Below are 23,956 nucleotides of genomic sequence, written 5' to 3'. Positions count from 1 at the left end.
CTCAACGAAAGGCCCTCTCTTATGTGTGGCATCGCCGGCATACTCACGGCTCCGGGCAAGCATGCACCTCAAGGTGCGCTCGAAGCGATAACCGATCGAATTCGCCACCGGGGACCGGATAGTAGCGGGCTGTACCGGGATCGGGATGCGACGCTCGAATTTGGCCATACCCGCCTGGCTATCGTGGATTTGTCGCCTGGTGGCGCCCAACCGATGGTGTCTGCGTCGGGGCGCTTTGTGATCGTCATGAATGGCGAAATCTACAATTATCCAGATCTTCGCCGCCGGTTGGATGAGACTGTTTCTCCAGCCTGGAGAGGAACGTCAGACACCGAAGTGCTCCTAGTTGCTTGCGAGGCGTGGGGCATAGAGGAAGCGCTTAAGCAGGCAGAGGGAATGTTTGCTTTGGCGCTTTGGGACCGCAAGGAGCACGCGTTGACGCTCGCCCGTGATCGGTTTGGCGAGAAGCCGCTTTACGTGGGGGAAACGGACGAAGGCATTGTTTTTGCGTCGCAGCTCGGCGCTATCCTTGCCTACCCTGGTTTCGTCGGCCGCGAGGACGAACAAGCGATCGAGATGTTTCTGGCGCTGAGCTACATACCGGAGCCGCTGACGCCATACCGAAATGTCTGGAAACTGCCGCCCGGCACGATGGTTCGTCTGTTGCCCGGCCAGCAAAGGGCGGAGCCCGTCGCCTACTGGACTGCTGCGCAGGCCATCGCTGAGTCTCGGTTGAGAGTGCAATCGGATCAATTGGGCACAGAGGATGTCGTCCAGCAGATCGAGCAACGGCTGCACACCGCGGTAGGCAACCAGATGGTGGCCGATGTCCCACTGGGCGCGTTTCTTTCGGGGGGCATCGATTCATCGCTGGTGGTCGCATTGATGCAGGCCCAATCAGCGCGACCGGTCAAAACGTTCACGATCGGCTTCAAGGATGAGGCCTATAACGAGGCGCATCACGCTCGCGCAATCGCCAGACATCTGGGGACTGATCATACCGAGGTGATGCTGGACTGGGCTGATGCGCTGTCATTGGTCGAGAAGCTGCCAGAAATATATGACGAGCCATTCGCTGATTCCTCGCAACTGCCTACTCGCCTTGTGTCGGCCGTTGCACGCCGATCCGTCACGGTTTGCCTCTCTGGCGATGGAGGAGACGAGGTCTTTGCAGGCTACAATCGACACCGGTTGGCTATGCGATACACCAAGATCAGATCGATGATTCCGGCGTCACTGCGCGGGCCGGCGGCTGGCGTCCTGACGTTCGCGGCACAACCGCGCATGGCTGGCGCGATCAACGTGGCTCGTCGGATGGTGGGTTCAGGCCAGACAAGGCTGGCTAGCGAGAAGCTGAACAAGATCAGCTCTGCTTTGCGCGCGGAAAGTGATCTCGATCTATATCTCGGCCTTGTTCGCCGGGATGAAGGCTTGGTGACGTCGGACGCTTTGCGGAACTTGCTGATCCATGAGTATCGCGACGTTTCTGCAAGTGCGAATAGCCTCTCTGAGACCATGATGCTGCTGGATACGCTCACATATCTGCCCGGTGACATTCTCGCAAAGGTCGATCGTGCAGCCATGTCCGTCGCGCTTGAGACGCGAGTGCCCTATTTGGATCATCACCTCTTTGGTCTGGCCTGGGCCCTCCCGATGACCGAAAAGATAAAAGGCAATAGCACCAAGGCCGTCTTGAGACGCATGTTGTCCCGATACGTGCCGACGGAATTGTTTGAGCGCCCCAAGGCCGGCTTCGGCGTGCCGATCGAAAGCTGGTTGAGAGGTCAGTTGCGCGATTGGGCGGAGGTTGGTCTAGCGCGATTCAGGCAAGCGAACCCGAAGTACAACGACATCGTCGCCCGAGCGCGCGACGAATTCTATGCCGGCAAGGGACACTTGCATCATTTCCTTTGGAACGTGCTGATGCTGCAGGCTTGGCAGGAAAAATACCGGGGCGCCAATGCCGCCGGGCCTGATCCTCGTTAATTGGTCTAGTTGAGCAGATGCTAAGATTCGTCGGCATTTACGGCATCAACGCTCTCTCGTTTCTAACCAACGTCGGCGCAATCTTTGTATACTCGGCGCTTGCGGGTCCTTCGGGGTACGGCACATACGGCATTTATGTCGCTCTGATGTCCGTATTTCTTATCCTCGAGATATCTCTACTCAAGACGGCCCTGGCGATTACCGAGAGAGCACGGGCTCAACATGACGAGGTCGAGTCGCGGGCCCTGGCCCGAAGCTTCCTCAAGCTGGCTCTCATACCGATTCTTGCGGGTTCGATCGCACTGATCGCTGTCGGTAACATTATCTTCCCGCCCGATGTGCTTGTACGAATGGGCGGTACACAGATTGCTCTCATTGTCGTCGTCGAGCATGTTCTTGCCTATCCGGCCAACAGTCTGAGCTACCATCTTGCGCGGGAGCGACGCTTCAACGCGGTCTACGGGTTGCGACTGCTCGGCACTATTTTGCGTCATTGCCTGGCTTGGACGGTGCTGCTGATTACCGGGTCGATCGAAATGGCGATCGTCGCGATAGTCCTGAGGGGCCTGATCTTTGGCGTGTTTTCATATGCGTGGCTTCGCCTTCGCTTGCCACGCTCGGATGGCCCCGCCGAACGACCGCCAGTGGGCGCATTTGCGATGCTGGCCTCGTTCATGGCGACAGCATTGGCCTTGCTCGCCATCCAGGAGATACCCTCCATCTACATAGCCCGTACGTTCGACCGGGAGGTGCTGGGTAGCTATCGCTTTCTCTATGACCTAACGGCGGCGATCTGGTTTGTGGCGACGATCTATCCGACCGTGCTGTTTACCTATCTTCTACCCAAGCGCGGCCAGATGGATCGGGCTGAAACGCGCAGGCGAGTCGAACCCCTCAGCAACGCCCTCCTCGTCTTCCACCTGACCTATTATCTGGTCGTTTGTGTCGTGCTGGCTGGAATGTCGAGCCTGGGTGTTGGCCTGTTCTCGGCGCAAATGCCGTTTGCCTTTGCCGTGATCGCTGCTGTGAGCCTTTTGGGCTATAGCCGCTTCCAGATCGAGGCGATCCAGGCTCTCGGGCAGGGCAGGCTGGCGCTCATCGCCGTCGCATCGAGTTGTATCGTGGTGGCCGCATTCTTTTGGCTATTTCCCGGTTCCGGAGATACCAGGTTCATCGGCTGGGGATGGCTTCTCGGTCAGTTTATGCTGACGGCCCTGTTGTCTCTCGTGCTCGCCAACGCCACTCAGGACATTCCCAAGGCTCTTCGCAACATCGCCATAGCGGTAGTGGGTTTTTCGATCATGACTGTCGCGCATGATACTTTGCCTCTGTCCAGTGTCATCTGGCTAGGTATCGTGCTAGCAGTTGCTTCTGGTTTGGTCGGCTTGGCGCTCCTGCTTCGCCTTTACATGACCTTCCGAAATCTCGGCGCCGAAACGGAGCGTTGAGGCTAAGGTTCAATCAGCGGAATAGAGCGAATTGCCACTTATCCAGGTCGTCGTTTGTTGCGCTTTCGCGGCCATGCTTGCCGTGGGGCAGGTCATGTTCAAATTTGCTGCGTCGGATATCCAGGTGCAGTTGAAAAAGTCGCTTTGGGCGGCGCTTTTCTCTCCCTGGCTCGTTGCGGCGATGTTCCTGTATTTGACGACGGCGGCGTTGTGGGTCTGGATATTGACGCAGGTGCCTCTGAGCCGCGCCTACCCGTTTTCATTGCTCGGCGCGGCGTTGGTACCGATGCTTGCGCACTTCATTTTCGGTGAATCGCTGTCGCCCACCTTTCTCGTGGGCATCGCTCTTGTTCTTACGGGCCTGGTCTTCGTGCAGATGTCGTGAGCGACAGTCAGGCGCTCGCCAGACTCATTACCTCTTCAATCGCGGCGCAAGTTTCTGCGATTTCGTCTGCGGTAAGCGTGGGGTGCACCAGGAATGCCAGGCTGGTCTCACCCAACTCCCTAGCGATTGGAAGCCGATCCTTCGGCCGCCAACCCGTGCCGTCAAACGCTTTCTCCAGGTAGACCTCAGAGGCCGAGCCCTGGAAGCAGGGAACACCGCGAGCGGTGATTTCCGCTACGATACGATCTCGGCTCCACCCGGCGGTCAAGCTAGCTGGTTCCACAAACGCGTAGAAGCGATAGTTGGCGTGCCTGACGTCGTTCGGAACACTCGGAACCCGCAGCGCTGGGTATTTCTGGCAGACAGCAGACAAAGCTGCGGCATTGCGCGCTCGAGCGTCGCTCCAGGCGTTCATCTTCTCAAGCTGCAGGACACCGATGGCCGCTTGCATCTCGAGCATGCGCCAATTGGTGCCGAATGTATCGTGCAGCCAACGATAGCCGGGCGGATGGGCGCGTTCATAGACGGCTTCCCAGCTCTTGCCGTGATCTTTGTAGGACCACATGGCTGACCAAAGCGCGCGGTCGTTGGTCGTCACCATGCCACCCTCGCCGCCGGTGGTCATGATCTTGTCCTGGCAGAAGGACCAGGCGCCGATGTCTCCGATCGAGCCGACGCTGCGCCCCTTGTAAGTCGCCCCGTGCGCCTGGGCGCAATCTTCGATCACCTTCAAGCCATGCTCGCGAGCGAGGTCCATGATCGGATCCATATCGCATGGCATGCCTGCCAGATGGACGCATATGATTGCCTTGGTCTTGGGAGACAGCACCCGCGCAATGGTTTCTGCGGAGATGTTCTGCGAGTCGCGATCTACATCAGCAAAAACCGGAATCGCCCTCTGATTCACAACCGTGGAGGCCGATGCGAGGAACGTCCTGGGGGCTACGACCACTTCATCGCCGGCGCCAACCCCCATGGCGATAAGCGCGATATCCAGGGCCACCGTGCCGTTCATCAGCGAAACCGCATAGTCCGAACCGACCCAGCTTGCGAACTTCTTCTCAAACTGTCGGCAGATGTCACCCGTCCAATAATTGACCTTGTTGGATGCGAGCACGGCACTTACCGCCGCGATTTCTTCCGCATCATAGGAAGGCCATGGCGAGAAGCGGGTATTCAGCATCGCGGTTACTCTTCTGCTTCGCGGGAGGCAAACGCCCGCGGTACGACAACGAGGAATGTTGCGGGAGAGACAGCTAGCATGCGCTTGCCTGGCGCGCCAAGACGCTCGCGTCGACGAAAGCCATGCGAGTGGGGCTAACCCCTGAACTTCTCGGCCGTCGCCGAGCCCTCCATGGTGATGCCCTCACGACGAACCACCTTCGCAACGGTCATCAGGATGATCTTGCAGTCGAGCCAAAACGTCGCGTTGTCGACATACCAGGTATCGAGCGCGAACTTTTCCTCCCAGGACAAGGCGTTGCGGCCTTTGATCTGTGCCCAGCCGGTAAGGCCGGGTCTGACGTCATGTCTGCGGGCCTGCTCGGAGGAATAGAGCGGCAGGTACTCCATCAGAAGCGGTCTCGGTCCAACCAGGCTCATGTTTCCGATGACGACGTTCCAGAGCCCTGGCAGTTCATCGAGGCTGGTCGAGCGCAACAGCTTGCCGAACTTGGTTAGGCGCAAGGAATCGTCCAGCAACTCACCTTTCGCATCGCGCTGATCGGTCATTGATCGAAACTTGAGCATGGTGAAAGGTTGGCCATGCAACCCCGGGCGTTCCTGTCTGAAAAGGACCGGTCGACCAAGTTTGACAGCTACCAATGCGGCGGTGAGAAGCAGCAGCGGCGACAGAACGAGTAGGGCAAGACTGGCTGTCGTGGCGTCGAACAGGCGTTTAATCATTGCTGTCCCTCCCTCGTCTGACGGCAAGATGTCAAGGCTACGAAGTCGCCTCTCGCCAGACGCCATGAACGAGCAGCGCCCACAAAAGGTAACCATGATCGAATTTTCTCGCGTCATGCGACCGCCACGCCGCCCTCACCGAGTCAGGCTTCAGCAGGGGATAGAAAATATCAGCATTCGTCTCAAAATAGCCTGTCGCGAGCGACCTGAGGCGAGTTCTGAGCAGTTGCGCTACGGGTACATTGAACCCCAACTTCTTCTGCGTCACCAGTTCGGAGGGGATGTTCAGTGCTCGCGCCAAATTCCTCAACACGGCCTTTTTTTCCTTCGCGACCAGCAGTTTGGGGGCGATATGGCCGGCCAGTTCCATGACGGGCCTCTCTAGGAAGGGGACGCGTATCTCCAGGCCATGTGCCATACTGACGCGATCGACTTTGGTAAGCATGTCAGCAGGCAGATAATAAGTCTGATCAGCGAGCAGCGCCTTATCCAGCGGTCCACCGGAGGCAGTTTTGTAGGCGTTGCGATACTCGGCCAAGGGATCATATGCAAGCATCGGCGCGAGTGCGGGGCCATAGAGATCGGAAAGCATTTGCCTTGGGGTAAGCCGTCGCCATTCGGCATGATAACCCGCCTCGGGAGCGGATAGGCCGGCGGCAAAACGAGATAGGAATTGCAGCGGACCAGTTCTGCCCTCATGTCCGGCACCCGCCCTGCTCGCCAAGGTGCCAATGATGCTCGCGGGTAGTCGAGTGAGGGGGCCGCCAAGTCGCTCGGCGAGAGTTGTGGCTAGATAAGTGTCATAGCCACCAAAAAACTCGTCGGCACCGTCACCCGCTAAAGCGACGGTTACCTGTTTGCGGAGTGCTCGGCAGATCATGAAATGCGCCAGGGCACTCGAGTCCGCTAGTTCTCCGTCGACTGCGAGGGCGACGGCCTTGAAATCCTCGATGATGTCGGCTTGTTCGTCCACAAAGATGGCGTGCCAGTCGTGTCCCCCGAGTCGAGCGAGGTCCTGAGCTCCTGTGCCTTCGTCAAAGGAGGAGGATGCGAAGCGTGCCGTAAAGGCGGGGACTTTCTGCCCGGCAAGCAGAGTAGAGAGGATGCCGCTGTCGATGCCGCTACTCAGCATCAGCCCCACGGGTACATCAGAAATCAGCAGATTGGTGCATGCCGCGCCGAGGCGTTCGTGAAGTTCGTTCCTTGCCTCGGTCTGATCGGTGATCGTGCCTGTACGTCGTGGCTGCCAGTAAACACTGCTCGTGACTGCGGTGGGCGTAAATATGCTGTAGGACCCAGGCGTTACCTGGTTCACGTTGGCAACCAGGCTTTTGCCTACATCGCAGTACCCGGCGGCGAGATAGGTATGAAAGGAGGAGGGATCGATCGCGGACGAAATTCGTTCCGACGCGAGTATCCCCTTGAGCTCGCTGCTGAAAAGCACGGTATCGCCCGCGAGAGCATAGTAGAGAGGCTTGATGCCAACCGGGTCACGCGCCAATACCAGCTGATCGTTTGCGCGGTCCCATATGGCTATTGCGAACATGCCTTCCAGGCGGTCGAAGAGATCCGGACCCCAAAGTTTCCAACCGATAGGCAGTACTTCCGTGTCGCATCGGGTACGAAAACGGTAGTCGGACTGAGCTTCGATCTCGGCTCGGAGCGACGCGTCATTATAGATCTCGCCGTTGAAGGTCACCATGACGCTGTCAGTAGGGTCGAGCATAGGCTGGTGGCCGGCATCGCTCAGATCGCGGATGGCAAGTCGGCGATGGCCGAATGTTGCCTGGCCTAGCGTGTGGATGCCTGAACCGTCCGGGCCGCGATGCGCCAGCACGTCCGTCATTTTTCTGACAATCGTGGTGTCGGGCATACTTTGCCAGGAAACCAGTCCGCTTATCCCGCACATGCCGGGGACCTTTCAAACGAATCGAGGTTGCATTGGAGCAGTGAGGACTGCCGTTGCCTAGCAGCCTCGCTCCAGGTGTTGCGGCTCACGGCAACATCTTTGAATAGTGTGGCAGACGTTTCGGTAGCAATAGCCGGTCAAACCGAGCAGACAATTTTGTAGCCCGTTTCGTCCGCCGATCGATGTGCCTAACTGACGAAACGGTTTTGCAATCGGCTCTGCTGGCGCTATGAGGCATAGGGCCGCGTTCTTCTATGGCGGCGGCAGGGTCTGGTGGAGAATGTTACTTCGATGCAGCAAGACGGGCGGTGGGCCAGCCTTAGCGTAGTAGTGCCAGCGTTCAACGAGCAGGCTGGGCTGGGTGTTACACTTGAGGGGCTGCTTTCCGAGCTCCCGGGTGCTGAAATCATCGTCGTTGATGACTGTTCTACTGACGACACCTCGAAGATAGCGATTGGCTATGACGTCATCGTAGTACGTCACACCTTTAATCAGGGACAGGGTGCAGCGCTGAAGACAGGCATGGCGCACGCCAGCCGCGATTATGTGGCTTGGTTTGATGCGGATAACGAACATAGGGTCGAAGACCTTATGCGGATGGCCGAGTTGGTGCGTAGCAAGGAGCTCGTGGCCGTAATCGGGCAGAGGCGAGGGTCAGCGTCGTTCGTGCGGGGCGCCGGCAAATGGTTGATACGCCTCGTGGGCAAGGGGCTCAAGATCAATGCCGGCTCCGACCTGAACTGTGGTCTGAGGGTTTTTCGGCGCGAGGTGATCCTTCGTTACCTCCCCCTTATTCCCGATCGGTTTAGCGCCAGCCTCGTCACGACGCTGACGATGATAGAGCGTCGCTATCCGATATTGTTCGAACCAATTTCGGTCAATGAGCGCATCGGGGAGTCGACAGTTCGCTTGCGCGACGGGTTCGAAGCAATGTTTCTGCTGTTGCGCTCGGTACTGCTATTTGCCCCGATGCGGGTATTTCTGCCTTCCGGAATCGCGTTGATTGGTTTGGGTGCGCTTTACAGTGCCGCGCTCGCAGTCTGGGTCGGGCGCGGCATTCCTGCCGCTGGCCTGCTCATGCTCGTCTTGGGGATGCTGCTCATTATTCTCGGTTTGATTGCCGATCAAATAAGTCAGCTCAGGCTCTCTCAACTGCCGCAAATGCAAATGGCGAAACGCGTCTCAAATACCGCCACAACCTTGCTGGGGAGAGCCTCCGATGCAGAATGAACCCAGCCTGAAGATGTTCGAAGGAGCCCCGCCAGCCTGGGCGCTCTCGCGACCGAAATCGGTACTGCAATCCGCGTACGACTTCGTAGGCGCGCCTTTGCGCATGATATTCTTCCCAGACCATGTGAGCGAGGGGTGGCACCTTACTTCCCTCCGAGCGGAACGCCTTGGTGTGGTTCTGGATCAGCTCGACGGTCGGTGCCTCGACATCGGGGCAGGCGACAACATGTTGCTCAAGCTCTATCGCGAGCGGTTGCGCCAGACCGAAAGGGCAGAAAGTGCTGCAGCGAGTGTTGGCGTCGATGTTGTCGACTGGGGCGGCGACTGTGTAATCGTGCCAAATTGTAGCTATCTTCCTTTTTCAAACGCGTCCTTCGATACCGTTACGTTCATTGCATGCCTCAATCATATACCCGAACGCAAGGATGCTCTTGCTGAGGCATTTCGAGTTCTAAAACCCGGCGGCCGCGTTGTTATTACGATGATTGGCTCGCTGATCGGCAAGGTTGGTCACGCGATCTGGTGGTATAGCGAGGACAAGCATCGCGAAATCGCCGAGGGCGAGGTCATGGGCATGGACGCGGCCGACGTGGAAAAGCTCATTCGCGAAGCCGGCTTTGTCGACTGCCAGGAAACCGGCTTCGTCTATGGCCTCAACCGGATGTGGGTCGCGCGGCGCCCGGCGTGAGCCGCTTATTGGATGGTTTCGAAGAGTATCCGGCGCGCCTCTCGCTCGTTCTGTTCATCCAAAGTGCGCATAAGCGTGGACAAGGCAGTTTCTATCTCCTCTTTTGAGGTGTCGCTATTTGCCGCTCTTAGTATCTTGGGGTGGCTTGTGGCGCGCACATTGGTCTCGTCGTAGAACAATTCCTCGTACAGCTTCTCCCCGGGGCGCTTCCCGACGGTCACGATATCGATGTCGCCGTTTGGCTGGCTTTCATCGCGAACGGTGAGGCCTGCCAGACGGATCATGTTCTCGGCGAGATCGCGGATGAGGATGGGTGTCCCCATCTCGAGCACAAAGACGTCGCCCCCTTGGGACAGGGCGCCTGCCTGAACGATCAATTCGGCCGCTTCGTGGATGGACATAAAGTAACGCGTCATCGTCGGATCGGTCAGTGTTACCGGGCCACCCTTGGCGATCTGTTCCTTGAACAGAGGCACGACGGAGCCATTTGACCCAAGCACATTGCCAAAGCGCACGGAGCAAAACCGTTGGTTCGTTTCCTTTCGAGCGGCCTCTCTGGCTTTCTGGGCCACGATCAATTCGGCCCAGCGCTTCGTGGCGCCCATCACATTGGTGGGATGAACCGCCTTGTCCGATGAGATCAGCACGAAGCTTTCAACGCCATTGTCAAAGGCGGCATTTGCAACGTTCAGCGAACCGACGACATTGTTGTAAATCCCCTCCAGCGCATTGGCCTCCACCAAGGGCACGTGCTTATGCGCAGCGGCGTGAAAAACAACTTGAACGCCGAACTGTTTGATCGCCTCGTCTACGCGAGCACGGTTCACGATCGAGCCAAGAACAGGAACCACCGCCTGGTCGGTAATCGCGGAGAGTTCACGCTCAATTTGGTAAAGTGCAAACTCGTTGGCCTCGAAGAGCACAAGCCGCTGCGGCGCCCACTTGACAATTAGGCGGCAAAGCTCGGAGCCGATGGATCCCCCCGCTCCGGTAACCATTATTGTCTTTCCGGCTATCATCCTGCGCACGAGATCGGCGTCAGCTGGCACGGATGACCGCCCCAAAAGTTCGTCGATATCAATTTCACGTATCTGACTTACCAGGTATTTTCCGGATACGAGGTCCGCGAGATTGGGGAGGGTTCTGATCTTGAGGCCCTGACCGCTAATTCGAGTAACGATTTCCTTTTGTCTGCTGGCGTTGATCGAGGGAATGGAGAGGATGACTTCCTTAACTCCGTACTCCGTCACGAGATATGAAAGATCCTGCGGGGAAAAAACGCGTATACCTGCGACGTCGCGGCCTCGAAGAGCTTGATTGTCGTCAATGAAACCTACGATGAACGTTCTGCCTTGGTTGCGTAGTGCTACCGCGAGTTGGGCCCCCGCTTCGCCAGCGCCGTAGATCGCAACGGGATGGCCCGAGGGGTGAGCGCTGCCCCTGGAGAGCAGAAATTTTTTCGCTGCAAAGCGGCTCCCGCCGATCAGAATGCTCCCCAGCGTCCAGTACAGAATTGGCACTGACCGCGGCACGATTCCGCGGCCGGCCATCTCCGAAAGGAACACGAGTACAACCCAGCAGAGCGTAGCCACGGTCATGGCCTGGAGGATCGTCCACATCGCGCGCTCGGGCAGATAGCGGATCACGGAGCGATACAAGCCCATCCGTATGAAAATGGGGATCGCAACGATCGGAGCACTCAAGATTATCAAGGCTTGATCGAGGTTTATCGGGAAAAAAACTACGCCATAGCGGAGCGCGTAACTGCTCCAGAGGGCAAATGATAACGCTGCGAAGTCGAACGCGATTAGAACGGCGCGCTTCCATGCTCCCGGCAGGTTGGCGAGGACAGAGCGGAGCTCTTTATACATATACTAACGCTCTCACGCGATTGCAGGATGCCCGAGGGGCTGCGTAGCAATAACGGCAGCAGATCATCGGATAAAGCCTCGAGCCGAGTATCCCCGCAAATTGGCACATATTTTCTCGCCGAGGTGTTCGCACGCCACGGTAACCTGTTCTCGCCGTTTGAGACGGGAATGTGTCTCTGCATTTCGACGAACCGCCGTCATCGAGAATGGGAAATCCTATCAAGAGGCTATGACAAACCTGCGGGTCGAATTAGAAGCTATTTCTGGGCAGCTCCAGTTATCGAAAGTTGAACTGGGGCATTTGGGGGGCTTGGAAACTGCGCAAGGCTGGCTTGGTTATCGCACTCGCTTTAACGTACCTCATAATTTCTATTTCCAAAATTCCCTACATACATACGGATGCGCAATACTACCTGCAGTCGGCCCTGTTGTGGCCGGACGGGAATACGACATTTGCAGCCAGTTGGATTGGCGGGCGAGATTTTGTCGTCTGGATATATTTCCTCGCTTTCAGAGTCTTTGGCCCAGGCATTGACTCCATTGTCTTGGCGCTGGCGGTGATAAGGTTGGCTACAGTTGCGGCGCTAACCGTGTTCTGCCTGTGTCTCATCCCGGAAAAAATCTGGGCAGTTGCAGCGTCGCTGGCACTAGCGGCAGGTGTCCTCGGCTTGCCGCTCATGAACATTCCAGCGACGGACAACGTCGGCCTCATGCTCGGGGCAGTGGTGCTTGCCCTGTGGGCGTTGGCGGCCCGGGCGAGTTTCAGCTGGCCCTTCGTGCTCAGCTTTTCCTTTTTTGCGGGCGTCGCATATACGGTGCGTGCCGAGTCATTGCTCCTTCTGCTGGTTATCCTCGCCCTCTATTTGGCCAAAGGCGCCGTCCGGCCTCGTTCAGCGTGGTTGTATGGGAGCGTTGCGTTACTGGCAGGAATTGCATTGCCCTCAGCAATGTGGGTGACGTGGGTTCCGACACCAAAGCCGGCTGTTTACGGGAGCGCGATAGGGGTCTATCGCCCAATTGCCGATTTTGGCTCCGCCAACAATGGGCCCGCATCCGCGCAAATGGGAAAAATGCTGGGAATAGACTCCGCGCAATCAATTCCCTATTGGAGCGCGGTCAGCACCAGCTATCGCCTTCTGGGGCCAAGGGAGAGTGATCGCCTGATTACCTCAATTGGTCTTGAGGCGATCTCGGTTAGCTGGCCAAGAATGTTAAGAAGCGGAGCGGACGACTTCATGGCGCTCCTGCGTACGCCCGGCGTTGTCACGATGCTCTCACAATCTCCTGATGCTAGGTGGGTGGAGCTTCGCAAGGAGCTTACTGAGCTCGATGAGTATCGACGGGCGTCCAGCGAACAGTTTGGCAATGACGCAGTCTATCCAACCGCGAGCCTTCTTGATGTTCGCTTGAAGGCCGTGGATTGGATCCAACACCATCTTTCTGTAGGTCAGTTGGAGATTTCGTTGCCGGGGTGGTGGCTCTTGGTTTCGCTGGCGGTTTCGGTCGCAGCGGCGATTCGGTCGCGGGATTGGTTGTGGCTCGCGGTTCCACTGTATGGATTGGCGGTCGTCGCACTTGCCGCGTTATCACAAGGACAAATCTATCGGTACATTGCGCCGGCGCTTCTGCTCAATGCAGCCTGGACATTTGTCGCGTTGTTTGCCGCCGTTCGCAGCCTGGCTTTCGCGCAACCGCGGACTGAGCGGTCATCCCCGGTCGGCTGAGAGCGGTTGGCGCGCAAGCATTGTCTGCCAGTGTAGGGCGATGCCGATGAGCCGCCACATGAAGTTCTTGCTGAACGCTTCGCGCCCATGGCAAAGAGCCGGAATGAGAGCTTTGCCGATGAAGACCAACGTTTCCCGCTATCTCGTTTCACTGTTCCCATTTGTCGTCTTTTTGGCGATCGCTGCGATCTGGACGTCGCTCACTCTCTCTGGCGCACCACAAATCGTACCGACGGCGGATGGGGGCAACGTCGCTTCGATCGTCGCGGCCCAACTATATCCTGATCGGTTTGTCGACGATCCGGTTTTTTCGAACCCGCAGAACTTCCATTTTTATCAGACACTGATGATACCGGCCGTCGCGGTTCTCACACGGGTAACCGGCGACATCGGCACGGCATTCATGCTGATGGGACTACCCCTGCTATTCGTTCAGATGGTTGGTTTTTATCTCCTGGGCCGAACGCTATTTGGGGGGCGGCTTTGGCCATTAGTGCTGGCGGTGACTAGCGTACCGCCCGTGTATGTTTTTGCGGGCGAGTTGTGGGGCATGCTGTCTTCGCCGCTTACTCGATCCGCTTTCGCCGCCATATTTCCGTTCCTCATGTTGGCGGCGCTGCACATTCGAAAATCATGGCACATTGCGGGCGTTATGCTGCTTTGCGGCGTTAGCATCTATATCCATCCCGTCAGTGCTCCATCAGTAGCGCTAGGCATTCTTGCGATGATGACCGTCGCGAAGCCTGTAGAGGTCGGCTGGCCGGAGCATTTGGCTTGGGCCGTAGTCGGCGGCCTGCTCTTCGTCGCGTGTGCGATACCGTTTGCACTGGGATTCGTCGGCACATTCGCCCAATCCCAATCGGGAGAGGTTGCTAGGGTTCTGACCGAAACCCTTCGAGCCAATGTAGGGGGGCAATATTACAGCGCCGTCCTGGCGGTAGAGCAGTTTGTCGTTACCGTGTTCCTATCTGCTCCGGTCTGGATCTTGTTGGTTTGGGTCGCAGCGCTTAGCGCGCCGTTTGTCTTGCTGGCAAGGTTTCACGAAAAACGGGTTCTGCTGTTACTTGCCTTTGGCGTCGGGCTTGCCATTGGATCTGTCGGCGTATCGCTTTTGGATCAGGGCGTGGCTCTCCTTCGTGGAAGCCACCCAATTCAAATCGACCTCATTCGCAATATTCGGTTCTTTGTTCCGCTCCTGCTGATTTTGCTGGTGTGGATGCTAGCGAGATGGAGTGAGCTACCCTCGATCCGGCGAGCATCGCTACTGCTGGGGTCGCTGCTCGCTTGCGTTTGGTGGCTTGCGTATCCGAATCCGATCGTCGGCCAAAACGCCTTGTCTCGACCAGTAGTCAGTGTCGCCGAGAAGCAGTTGTTGCAGCATCTCGCAGTCCTGCCTGCGGGTAGCAGAGTATTGCCCTTGCCCCATCTGTCCAGCTCGGAAGATGTCAGCTTGCTTGCGCTGGCGGTTCGCTATGAAGCGCTCCAGCCGACAGCTTTCCTCTACAAGGACATGAACTTCCTGTCTTATTCCGGCAGTGACTCCATAGCTCAATGGTACGGTATCGCCGAGGCATTGCGAGCCTTGGAGGACGCACCTACCGCAGGTGCGCTCAGCGACATTGCACGCGAAACGTCTGCTGCTTATCTTCTCGTGCATTCATCGGCTTCAGAAGCGATGAAGGCGGCTGCCGAGCGCGTCGGCAAGGCGGCCTCCACTTTCGGGGAGTGGACGCTGTTGGCGGTGGATTGAGCGACGGCAGGGAGGCGTGTTGGCAGCATTGCCCATGAACCTACGCCACCTAGGTTGCCATTGACGTAGCTCAACGTCATAGTGCTGCAATGAAGCACTTGCTAGGTGCGATGGTTTTGCTGCTCGTTGCGATGACGGCCGTTGCCGGCGTCGCGATACAAGGTGCGCGCGCGGGAATACCGCCTAAACAATTCCCAATTGCCGATACGATAGCCGCCGATGACCCGCTCCGCTCCATCGAGGAGATAGGGGATGACTACCGTTCATTCGGTGCGGATCTCCCTGATCCCATCAACGTGCGTGATCTACTCGCGGTCACCGACGAGGCTACCGCGCAGAATCTACTCAAGGTGGGCCGGTTAGTGTACCGGCACTACATATTTTCCAATAGCCCTGCTCGCGCGCCGTCACCCCCAGAGTATGCGGAGTTTTTTGAGAGCGCCGTTCCAGGCGCGTGCGATAGCGCTTCAGCCATGGTTCGCCTGCTGATGGGCGAAAAGGCCGGCTACAACTTCAACTTGATTGCCCCCAGGGAGAGCGCCCCCATAGCTGAGGTGGATGGCCCCAACTACGGCTTTTGGGGGCATACATCCGCCGAGTTCCCGGTTCAGAATGGCTCTGTGTTGATCGACCCGACCTACGGCTTTGTCTTGGTCACAACCGCTTCGCGGTTTTCCGATGAAGTATTCCGCACGCGAAACTACAGGCAGTTCGCGCTCGTGTCGGACGTAAGTCACTACGACTTGCAGCACGGATTGATCTATCCAAGGGCAGGTCTCCCCACTGCTTCGACGGCGAGAAGCGGGGAAGTGATCCAGCCGATGTTCCCGACGATTGCGGTGGACGGCGCAATCAGAATCGGGCGCCGTGATGGTTCTAGTGATGACCTATTGTACACGATGGGCGGCTGGGGGGATCATATCGGATATTGGTATGAGCCCACCATCAGTCACTGGCAATTTTCCGTTGCTCAGCCTGGCCGATACAAGGCCATCTATCGATTGCTCGCCGGTGAGAATGTCGTCCTGCAGACCCCTTTGGATATTGGCGTTTCGGTAGAGGGCGCGCGGAAGATTGGCGTCACCTACCTACCCGATGCGGAAAACCCGCGTGCAATCATCGTGACTTTCGATGCGGAGCGACGGGCGACGATCTCGTTTCGATCGAATTCGGTATCCGCGCGCCAGATCGATTCTATCAAGGTCAAGGCGACTCGATCCCTCTAGAACGATGAGGCCAAAAGACCAATAGGTCTCATAGTTGCGATGCTGGGAAGGAAATGGTGCACCCGACGAGATTCGAACTCATGACCTCTGCCTTCGGAGCAATTATTAGCAGTCTATCCGAAACGTGCGATGGACTACGCTACAGTGCGATAAAGCACTGAAATAACTTTACTTTCCAGCGCATGCCGACGGAAAAACGTAACCGGCTCTACGCTGTGGTTTTCCCCCAAGTGCTTACGTGGTGCTTACGCGAGAGCCCGATTGGAAAGGATAGATTCCATGCCAAAGATATCGAAACGGCTTGTTGAGAGCGCCATAACCAAGCCCAACGACTACGTCATCTGGGACGATGACCTGCCCGGATTTGGATTGAGAGTCTTCGCGTCGGGCAAGCGCAGCTATGTGATCCAATATCGAAGCAACGGATCTTCCCGGCGTTTCACCATTGGCCTTCACGGCATCTGGACACCCGAGACGGCACGACGCGAGGCGAAGACACAACTCGGGCGCGTAGCTCAAGGCGATGACCCGGCTGAAGAAAAGCTGGAGGACCGAAATGCCATGACGATCAAGGAGCTTTGCGAACGCTATATTGTCGACCTCCATGCCGGACTCATCCAGGGTAAACGCGGTCGGCCCAAGAAGCCAGCGACAATCATCACCGATATTGGCAGAATCAATGGCCACATCATCCCGATCCTCGGCAAGAAGCGCGTGCGCGATCTGGGTAAGGCGGACGTGACGAAGATGATGAACGACATCTTGATCGGGAAAACGCGCGCGGTCAGGAAGACCAAAAACCTTCGCGGCAAATCCATTCTTCGCGGCGGACCAGGGGCAGCAAGCCGTACTGTCGGCTTACTAGGCGGGATTCTTACCTATGCGAATGACGCCGGGATTGTGGATCGAAATGTTGCCCATGGCATCAAGAAGCCAAAGGATCAGGTTCGAAACCGGCGTCTAAGCACCGCTGAATATCGGGATATGGGTGAGGCGCTGAAGCGCGCGGCAAGTGACCCTGATCTTGCTATGATGACCGACATCGTGCGGCAGATTGCTCTGACCGGCTGTCGGCGCAGCGAAATCATTGGTCTGCGGTGGAGCGACGTGGACCTTTCGAACAGTTGCCTACGACTGTCGGATTCAAAGGAAGGTGCATCAATCCGCCCGATTGGTCTTGCAGTGGTAGAGTTCCTGGAAAAGCAGCGCGAGGTTTCTGCCGGAGATTACGTGTTTCCTGGATCACGGGGCGGCAAGGCGTATGGCGCCTTTCCCAACAAGTGGAAGAAGATCTTCGCCGGGACCGCACTTGAGACGATCACGGCCCATGTCCTTCGGCATAGTTTTGCGAGCATTGCCAATGATCTTGGTCTCAGCGAGATCACAATTGCGGCGCTCCTTGGTCATGCCAACAGTTCGGTGACCAGTAGATATGTCCATACGCTGGACAACACGCTCGTCATGGCAGCCGACACCGTCTCCGGGTATATTCAAGGCCTGCTGGACGGCAAGGCATTCAAGCAAACTGCTTATGCCTTTGATAGATGTGCGAGAAAGGCATCTCTCGAGCAGTTTCTTCAGAACGCCACTGAGTAGTTGTCCTGGGCCGCCTTAGGTTGGGGCCACTATGTAAGGCTGAGCATAAATTGCGCTTCTGTCACAGCCAGATTCAGGTATGCGATAGAGTTCCACCCACATTTCCCAAGTAAGGCGCTGATTTCGCTGTCCTGACCATTATATTTCCTATATAAAACATGGTGTTGAAGGCTGCGAGGGGCGCGTTTCATGGATCACCCAGAGGGTGCGGGCTTGCAACGGGCAGATCGGGTGGATTTCGACCCTCGCGTGCGGCTGGAATTTCGCGGCACGCAGCTCAGTTCCGACGGCGGCCTTCTGGTGATGCGCGAGCTTGATGACGCGCTCGGGTTGTCCGATTTGGCGTCAGCGGCGCTGCGCGATACTCGCTCTGGCAAGAACACGGTCCATCGGCTCGACGGCCTGTTCCGGCAATCAGTCTTTGGGCGGCTGGCCGGATACGAGGATGTCAACGACGCCAACCGTCTCGCCTGCGATCCGGTCATGCGCCAAGTTGTCGGCGGCAGAGCGGTCGATGCACAAGCGGCCTCGGCATCGCAGATGGGACGGTTCGAGACCGAGACGCTGGCTCTGGCCGGGAACCGTGCCGCGCTGGCCGACCTGAACGGGCAATGGATCGACCGGTTCCATGACCGTAACGGGCTGAAGTACATCGTTCTGGACATGGACGCTCGGTCAGCCCGACCCATGGCGACCAGGAAGGGTCCGCCTGGAATGGCCATTTCGACTGTAGCTGCTATCACCCCAACTTTCTGTTCAACCAGTTCGGGATGCTGGAACGCTGCGCCCTGCGCCATGGCAACGTCCACAGCGCCGATGGCTGGCGTGATGTTCTCGACCCCGTCATTGCGCGCTACGCGGAGCGCGACCTTGGTGGCAGGTTCTTCCGGGCCGATGCTGCCTACGCGATCCCGGCGATCTATGAGCGATTGGAAGAAGCGCGGTTCTTCTACGCCATCCGGCTGCCCGCAAACGCGGTCCTCAAGGACAAGATCGCGCATCGGCTAACGCGCCCTGTCGGGCGGCCGTCACTGACCAAGGTCAAGCGGTTCTTCGAGGAATTCGAGTATCAGGCGGCGTCCTGGGACAAGGAACGCCGGGTGATCGCCAAGATCGAATGGCATCCGGGCGAACTGTTCCCGCGTTTCGGCTTCATCGTCACCAACCTGCCGATGGAGCCGGACTGGGTGGTGCGGTTCTACAACCAGCGCGGCACCGCCGAGCAGCACATCAAAGAGGGCAAATACGCCTTTCGCTGGACGCGGCTGTCGTGCCGGAAGTTCCGCGACAATGAGGTGCGGCTGCAACTGCACGCCCTGGCGTACAACCTGGCCACCTTCTTGCGCTGCATCGAGCGCCGAGGCCATGGCCGACTGGTCGTTGACCAGCCTGCAACTGAAGCTGATCAAGATCGGGGCACGTGTGGTCCGTCACGCCCGCACCATCACCTTCCAGCTGGCCGAGGTCGCTGTCACCGGCACGATGGTACGCGCCATCCTCGCCGCTATCCGCCGATTGCGAGCGCCACCGCTATGCGCATGATCGCGATCCACGCTCAAACTGAACGAAAGCGGCTGGACAGATCTGTCCGCTGCGCTGAAAAACGCCGCACCCTGGGCAAGGAAACAGCGGCTTCGCGGTCTGATCCGTCCAGATCCAGCAGTCTGCGCGACCGCAGGTGCCGCTTGCGGCAGAAAATCCTTGTCTAGCGCTCGGATACAGGCGATCTTCACCTCAAACGACACGCCACTTGGGGAATGCAGGCTGAAACCTCCGGTCAAGAAAATAAGGGGCACCACCATGCATAGCACCACCTACGACAAGAAGATATTCTCCCCAGGCATACTCTTTCGCGACTTGGGCTTTCTGATCTCGAAAGTCCCGGCCGTGGCCCGCGCGATGCGAAATCCGGATATCGGGAAGGTCTTCACCGGAAAGATCATGATGGTGGTGACGGCAGTCAACGGCTGTACCTACTGCACCTGGTTTCATGCCCAACAAGCCGTGACCAGCGGCATGAGCACCGACGAGATCCGAAATATGTTCGACCTGCAATTCGAGGCATCCGCCACCGAACACGAACTTCCGGCGCTTCTGTTCGCACAGCACTACGCCGAAACCGACCGCAAGCCAGACCCTGCGATGACTGCGCGACTTGCCGAGTTCTACGGCGAAAAGACCGCAGGCGACATCATGCTGCTGATCCGCGTCATCTTCTTTGGCAATCTTCTGGGCAATACGTTCGATGCATTTCCCGCCAGGTTGAAGGGACAAAAGGCCGAAGGTAGCAGCGCGCTGTTTGAGCTGCTGTTCTACCTTGCGACGTTCTGGCTCATGCTGCCGGCAAAGTGGCTGTTGCAGCGACGCGACAAGAATGCGGCAGCAGCCGTAACCGAAGGAAAAACATGAACCGCAAGAACCAGATCAACATCTGGTCTATCCCAATTCCATCTAACTATTGTTCCCCAGAAGAAGAACGCAGGGATCGCCTTTTGGGGTCAAAACAGTCGTCTGACGCTTACCTCTGGTCACGCTGACACGGAAATTCTGCCGTGCCTGGTCGTCGATCTGCTCCCTAGAGTTGAAGCGCACGATCCTGTCGCCATTGTAGGGCGGTTGTCCCTTTCGTTTGATCGGCCAGTGTTCAAAGATGATGACCTCATCGAACTGTTTTCCCTTCGCCTTGTGCATGTTCATTACGACGACGCCAGACTCGGGCTTTGCGTTCGTCGAAAAATGCTCCTGAATGAAAGCCTGTCGTGTGATAGCTAGGGCATTGTGATAGCCGCCGTTGTCGCGCCAATTCTGGGACAACTCCTGACGAAGCTGGGTGCCGCGCTCCAGGATACGAAGATTGCGAACTTCTTGCCCAATTTCCTTCAGGCGTGCGCAACTCCCATCCTCCAGAACCCGCCGCAAAGCGCGCCAATCCTTGTCGGGCTCACCCGTCAGCACAACGGCACGGGCCTGCTCATAGACGGCAACGATGTTGACGACGATGCTGTTTTTGCGGATCGCCTTTCCTGCCTTTTGGGAGGCCAGGTACTCGTCGTAGGCTTTACGGATATTTGCGGCTTCCTTAAGTGCACCCTGCGTCGGCCCGTCGCCGCCTTTCCCCTGGAAGTAGTTGCACATCAGTTCGATGAACTGGTCGAAATGGCGATCGTCGGCTGGCTGCATGAGAAGGGCGATGATTTCCGCGCCGAGAATAGCGGCTTCCAGTTCGATCACCGCGGAGTGGGACACCTCGGCCATGCCGGCAGGAGGCTGACGGAAGGCATCGGATACCAAGCGAGTCATTTTCTTTGTCGGCACCAGAACGGCCAGTGACCAATTGACGACGCCCGCATCCACGAGACGCTTCCGCGCCTTGTAAACCGTCGTTACTAGCTTGGTCATCGCTGGATTGGGAAACGGGTCGAAGACATCGAAGTCCATGCCCTTATAGGAATCCTGCCGGAATTTTCCGGTGAGCACGTCATTACCGAACAGAGCAATCTCGGTTCCGGCGCTACGGTGATTGTCTGTGCTCAGGTCCACTTCTGTCGGCTTGAAGGCTTCCCGGAAATGGTCGAGTCGAGCAGGATCGGCACCGATCCAGTCGTAAATTCGTTGCTCCGGGTCCGCCAAGGCGATCAGGCGGCAGACTTCGCCCAGCGCCTGGACAACACGCCATTGCGCCTCGTTGGTGTCCTGAAACTCATCGAGGATGATGACAGGGTACATGCTGGCGATAAGGCGCCGGATACGCGCGCTGCCATGGAGAAGGTCGCCCACATAGGGGGCATAAAGATCAAAACACACGCGGCCGTCTTCCGTTGCAAGGCGCGCGCGTTCAGCCTCTTCCGCGACCTTTTTCGCTGCTTTCTGCGCGTCCGTTAGATTCCGGGCGGGAAAACCTGAGCGGGCGTCCGAGAGCGCAATTGCCTCGCCGGGCGGCGTAAGAATGAAGAGCCGCCGTGGCAGGCCGATGAGATAGCCGTGGGCCTTCAGGATGCGCCAGAAAAAGGAATGGTAGGTTTCGACGTCGATAAGACACTTTTGGGCAGGCGGGATCTGCTGCTCGTATTCGATCGCCTCAACTACGCGGGAAACGGTGGCGCGGGCAAAGCTGAGGAACAGGATCTTTTGACCGGGGCGAAGGTCCCGCTCGGCGACGTGGGCCGCCTTGAGGATGGAGATTGTAGTCTTGCCGGACCCGGGCCCGCCTGTGACCAGGAGAGAGCCATCCGCCTCCATGACATCCCGCTGGCCGTTAGTTAGCTTCATCGTCCGCTTCCGGGTGCTCGACCGCAGCGGGTGCGGCAGCCTGGCCACCGCCCGCAGGGATGGAAAGACAGGCATCCCTCAAGTTGACTGCCGCATCCCGAAGCCACTGGGGCATCTCGGCCTCGCTGCATTGCGCGAGAAAGTCGGCAATACCCCAGTTCCCCTTCGACTTGGCGAAATAGTCCGTCAAAGAGGCTGCGGCCTGGGCCTCCGGATCAGGATACTTCTGAGCAAGGTCCTGTGGCCAGTCGATCAACTTGGTGAACCGCTTCAAGGCGGCCTCCGTTGTGCCTTGAAGCACCATAGCCTCAAAGCCTTTTTCCTCGTGCATCAAGAGCAGATCGACCTGCGCTTCAATGAGGTCCTTGTTCGCATCGCCCTGCTTGTCACAGATCGCGAAAGCCCGTTTTCCGAGGTCTCGGTAGAGCTTGGCCATGCCCGGGATGTCGGTTTCACCGCCGGCATCGACAATGCAGACGCCGAGAGCCTCAAGGGATGCGTAGGAATCGGGTTTGAGCTCCGCCAGGCGGCGGCACGCGACGGGAAAGGCCGATGTTTCCGTGGCGCCTTCCGCCACAAGAACACGGCGAGCAAGCAACCCTTCGCAGAAGCGCGTACGAAACTGCTGCCGATAGCGTTTCAGCTTCACATTATCCGGGAGGGTGATGGCCTTTTGGCCCAGGACCCCTTCTCCATCGCGCCCGAGCACCACAGTCTCTTCGACCGCAAACTCCTCCAAAACATAGGGGGAGTGGGACGTGAAGAGCGTCTGTGACGCGAGCTTCCGCACCTCGTGAACGATACGTTTCTGCGCGTAGGGCGGGATTGCAGTCTCCGGCTCCTCCATGGCGAAGATGACATTTTGTTTGTCATGAGCAATCTGGGAAAGCATTGCTAGGACGAGCATGTTGATAGTGCCCGTGCCCTGCCGATAGAACGGCGCCGCATGATCCCCGTCACCCGTAGCGATGAAGGCCGTGATCACCTTGCGCAAATGCTCGCGGGTCAGATTGGAGACCTTAAGATGGGGCTCCACGCCCCACTCTTTCGGCACGTACTTCTTCAACGCCGCGTTGATGCTCTCCAGCACGGGAGAAATGCCGAGCTTCGGATCACTCGCGACCGAGATGCCGGTCAAAGTGCTGAGGGTGGCCTCCCACATCTGTGGTCTGACTTCTTTGAGGCGCAGGATGATGTCGAGCAGACTGCCCCGCTCCAGGCTCAGAGCGCGTGAACCTGTGCGAAGGGAACGTAGGTAGAGGAAGCCGCACACCTGCTTATGTTTCCTGGAGAACGGCTCGGGCCGGTCGCTCTCGGTTAGGCTGCGGGTGAAATAGGTCTTCCCCTCGAAATCGTCCTCCTCGGCATCGTACCAGCCGAGGAACGTGACACGCAGCGCTTCGGTGACGGTGGCGGCATCCACACCGGCCGGATTCGGCTCGTCGTAGAAGGTGTCGGTCGCCCCGTCCCAAAATTCGGTGTAGTCCCCGAATTTCCCCTTTTGCTCGTCGGTGAGGTCGGCAACCGTCACCTCGATCTCGATCTCGATCCTCGGTGGTTCGGCGTCGGTATCCGGCGCTGGAAGCTCTCCATCGCCGCCGTCACCAGCCGCCTCGGCCGCTGGCGCAGCAGGCGCGAGAAGATACTCCCCCCGGAAGAAATCATGTTCGTCGATAGGCGGCTGACGATTGAGCCGGTCAGGGCCAAGGACCAGATCAAGCGCTTCGAGTATAGTCGTCTTGCCCGTGTTATTGTCGCCGATAAGCACACCGTGCTGCGGCAGGAGCAAAGTCGCGGACTTAATGCCCCTGAAGTTATTTATCGTTATCCGACAAGCCCTCACATCTACCCCCTTTGCATGGGCTCACCTCGAAACCCTATGCTAAACCTCACTTCTATCCCGAGCTGCGACCGTTCACGCAAATTTACCGATCATAGTTGGGCAAAGACGCGACGTCAGCGATGCTTG

At 57.8% G+C, this 23,956-nt stretch carries 16 protein-coding genes, 1 tRNA gene and 1 pseudogene; 11 read left to right on the top strand and 7 right to left on the bottom strand.

Features of this window, described 5'->3' with window-relative positions; translation table 11 throughout:
• Positions 1–21 precede the first annotated feature (21 nt).
• The 3 genes from asnB (JNE37_RS07785) (at position 22) to JNE37_RS07775 (ending at position 3,819) form a co-directional block, all read left to right on the top strand.
• A complete protein-coding gene (gene asnB, locus JNE37_RS07785) occupies positions 22–1,986 on the top strand; it encodes an asparagine synthase (glutamine-hydrolyzing) (RefSeq protein WP_203065866.1) in 1,965 nt (654 codons plus the stop codon).
• A 17-nt stretch (positions 1,987–2,003) separates the two neighbouring features.
• A complete protein-coding gene (locus JNE37_RS07780) occupies positions 2,004–3,434 on the top strand; it encodes a polysaccharide biosynthesis protein (protein ID WP_203065865.1) in 1,431 nt (476 codons plus the stop codon).
• A gap of 94 nt (positions 3,435–3,528) precedes the next feature.
• Complete coding sequence (locus JNE37_RS07775) at positions 3,529–3,819, top strand: EamA family transporter (protein ID WP_156046278.1); 291 nt, start codon at positions 3,529–3,531, stop codon at positions 3,817–3,819.
• 7 nt (positions 3,820–3,826) lie between these two features.
• On the opposite strand, the gene JNE37_RS07770 is transcribed toward JNE37_RS07775, so the two are convergent.
• From JNE37_RS07770 to asnB (JNE37_RS07760), 3 genes are all read right to left on the bottom strand, one after another.
• Positions 3,827–5,002, bottom strand: a complete 1,176-nt coding sequence (locus tag JNE37_RS07770; RefSeq protein ID WP_203065864.1) for a DegT/DnrJ/EryC1/StrS family aminotransferase — start codon at positions 5,000–5,002, stop codon at positions 3,827–3,829.
• Between the two features lie 134 nt (positions 5,003–5,136).
• Positions 5,137–5,724 carry a sugar transferase gene (locus JNE37_RS07765; protein WP_035092953.1) on the bottom strand — a complete coding sequence of 196 codons (588 nt, stop codon included), beginning with the start codon at positions 5,722–5,724 and terminating at the stop codon, positions 5,137–5,139.
• 37 nt (positions 5,725–5,761) lie between these two features.
• On the bottom strand, positions 5,762–7,597 hold the full coding sequence (gene asnB, locus JNE37_RS07760) for an asparagine synthase (glutamine-hydrolyzing) (protein ID WP_203065863.1): 1,836 nt from the start codon (positions 7,595–7,597) through the stop codon (positions 5,762–5,764).
• A 327-nt stretch (positions 7,598–7,924) separates the two neighbouring features.
• Here asnB (JNE37_RS07760) and JNE37_RS07755 point away from each other — a divergent pair, with 327 nt between their 5' ends.
• Together JNE37_RS07755 and JNE37_RS07750 are read left to right on the top strand one after the other, a co-directional pair.
• Entirely contained in the window at positions 7,925–8,863 is a 939-nt protein-coding gene (locus JNE37_RS07755) for a glycosyltransferase family 2 protein (RefSeq protein WP_160176302.1), read from the top strand.
• Positions 8,853–9,551 carry a class I SAM-dependent methyltransferase gene (locus JNE37_RS07750; protein ID WP_052015013.1) on the top strand — a complete coding sequence of 233 codons (699 nt, stop codon included), beginning with the start codon at positions 8,853–8,855 and terminating at the stop codon, positions 9,549–9,551. The genes JNE37_RS07755 and JNE37_RS07750 overlap by 11 nt, the downstream gene beginning before the upstream one ends.
• A 5-nt stretch (positions 9,552–9,556) precedes the next feature.
• Here JNE37_RS07750 and JNE37_RS07745 read toward each other — a convergent pair whose 3' ends face one another.
• Entirely contained in the window at positions 9,557–11,422 is a 1,866-nt protein-coding gene (locus JNE37_RS07745; protein ID WP_203065862.1) for a polysaccharide biosynthesis protein, read from the bottom strand.
• A 332-nt stretch (positions 11,423–11,754) separates the two neighbouring features.
• On the opposite strand from JNE37_RS07745, the gene JNE37_RS07740 reads away from it, so the two are divergent.
• From JNE37_RS07740 to JNE37_RS07730, 3 genes are all read left to right on the top strand, one after another.
• Positions 11,755–13,146, top strand: coding sequence for a hypothetical protein (locus JNE37_RS07740; protein ID WP_203065861.1), 1,392 nt, complete (start codon positions 11,755–11,757; stop codon positions 13,144–13,146).
• A 118-nt stretch (positions 13,147–13,264) separates the two neighbouring features.
• Positions 13,265–14,896 carry a glycosyltransferase family protein gene (locus tag JNE37_RS07735; protein WP_203065860.1) on the top strand — a complete coding sequence of 544 codons (1,632 nt, stop codon included), beginning with the start codon at positions 13,265–13,267 and terminating at the stop codon, positions 14,894–14,896.
• A 110-nt stretch (positions 14,897–15,006) separates the two neighbouring features.
• Positions 15,007–16,122 (top strand): hypothetical protein, encoded by a 1,116-nt coding sequence (locus JNE37_RS07730; protein WP_203065859.1) that lies wholly within the window; start codon positions 15,007–15,009, stop codon positions 16,120–16,122.
• Between the two features lie 54 nt (positions 16,123–16,176).
• Here JNE37_RS07730 and JNE37_RS07725 read toward each other — a convergent pair.
• Positions 16,177–16,270, bottom strand: a tRNA-OTHER gene (locus JNE37_RS07725).
• Positions 16,271–16,401: 131 nt separating this feature from the next.
• On the opposite strand from JNE37_RS07725, the gene JNE37_RS07720 reads away from it, so the two are divergent.
• From JNE37_RS07720 to JNE37_RS07710, 3 genes and pseudogenes are all read left to right on the top strand, one after another.
• Positions 16,402–17,718 carry a tyrosine-type recombinase/integrase gene (locus JNE37_RS07720; protein WP_203065858.1) on the top strand — a complete coding sequence of 439 codons (1,317 nt, stop codon included), beginning with the start codon at positions 16,402–16,404 and terminating at the stop codon, positions 17,716–17,718.
• 189 nt (positions 17,719–17,907) lie between these two features.
• Positions 17,908–19,260, top strand: a pseudogene (locus tag JNE37_RS07715) (IS1380-like element IS1247 family transposase).
• A 258-nt stretch (positions 19,261–19,518) separates the two neighbouring features.
• Positions 19,519–20,127: a carboxymuconolactone decarboxylase family protein gene (locus JNE37_RS07710; RefSeq protein WP_203065857.1), complete on the top strand. Its 609-nt coding sequence runs from the start codon at positions 19,519–19,521 to the stop codon at positions 20,125–20,127.
• A 42-nt stretch (positions 20,128–20,169) separates the two neighbouring features.
• Here the strand turns inward: JNE37_RS07710 and JNE37_RS07705 are convergent, their stop codons facing one another.
• Together JNE37_RS07705 and JNE37_RS07700 are read right to left on the bottom strand one after the other, a co-directional pair.
• Entirely contained in the window at positions 20,170–21,987 is a 1,818-nt protein-coding gene (locus tag JNE37_RS07705; RefSeq protein WP_246513578.1) for a UvrD-helicase domain-containing protein, read from the bottom strand.
• Positions 21,974–23,776 (bottom strand): ATP-dependent nuclease, encoded by a 1,803-nt coding sequence (locus tag JNE37_RS07700; RefSeq protein WP_246513576.1) that lies wholly within the window; start codon positions 23,774–23,776, stop codon positions 21,974–21,976. The genes JNE37_RS07705 and JNE37_RS07700 overlap by 14 nt, the downstream gene beginning before the upstream one ends.
• Positions 23,777–23,956: the final 180 nt, after the last annotated feature.

The organism is Paradevosia shaoguanensis, from assembly GCF_016801025.1.
GTDB classification, from domain to species: domain Bacteria; phylum Pseudomonadota; class Alphaproteobacteria; order Rhizobiales; family Devosiaceae; genus Paradevosia; species Paradevosia shaoguanensis.
Note: the sequence above shows the minus strand (reverse complement) of the source record. Positions and strands in the feature narration are given on the sequence as shown.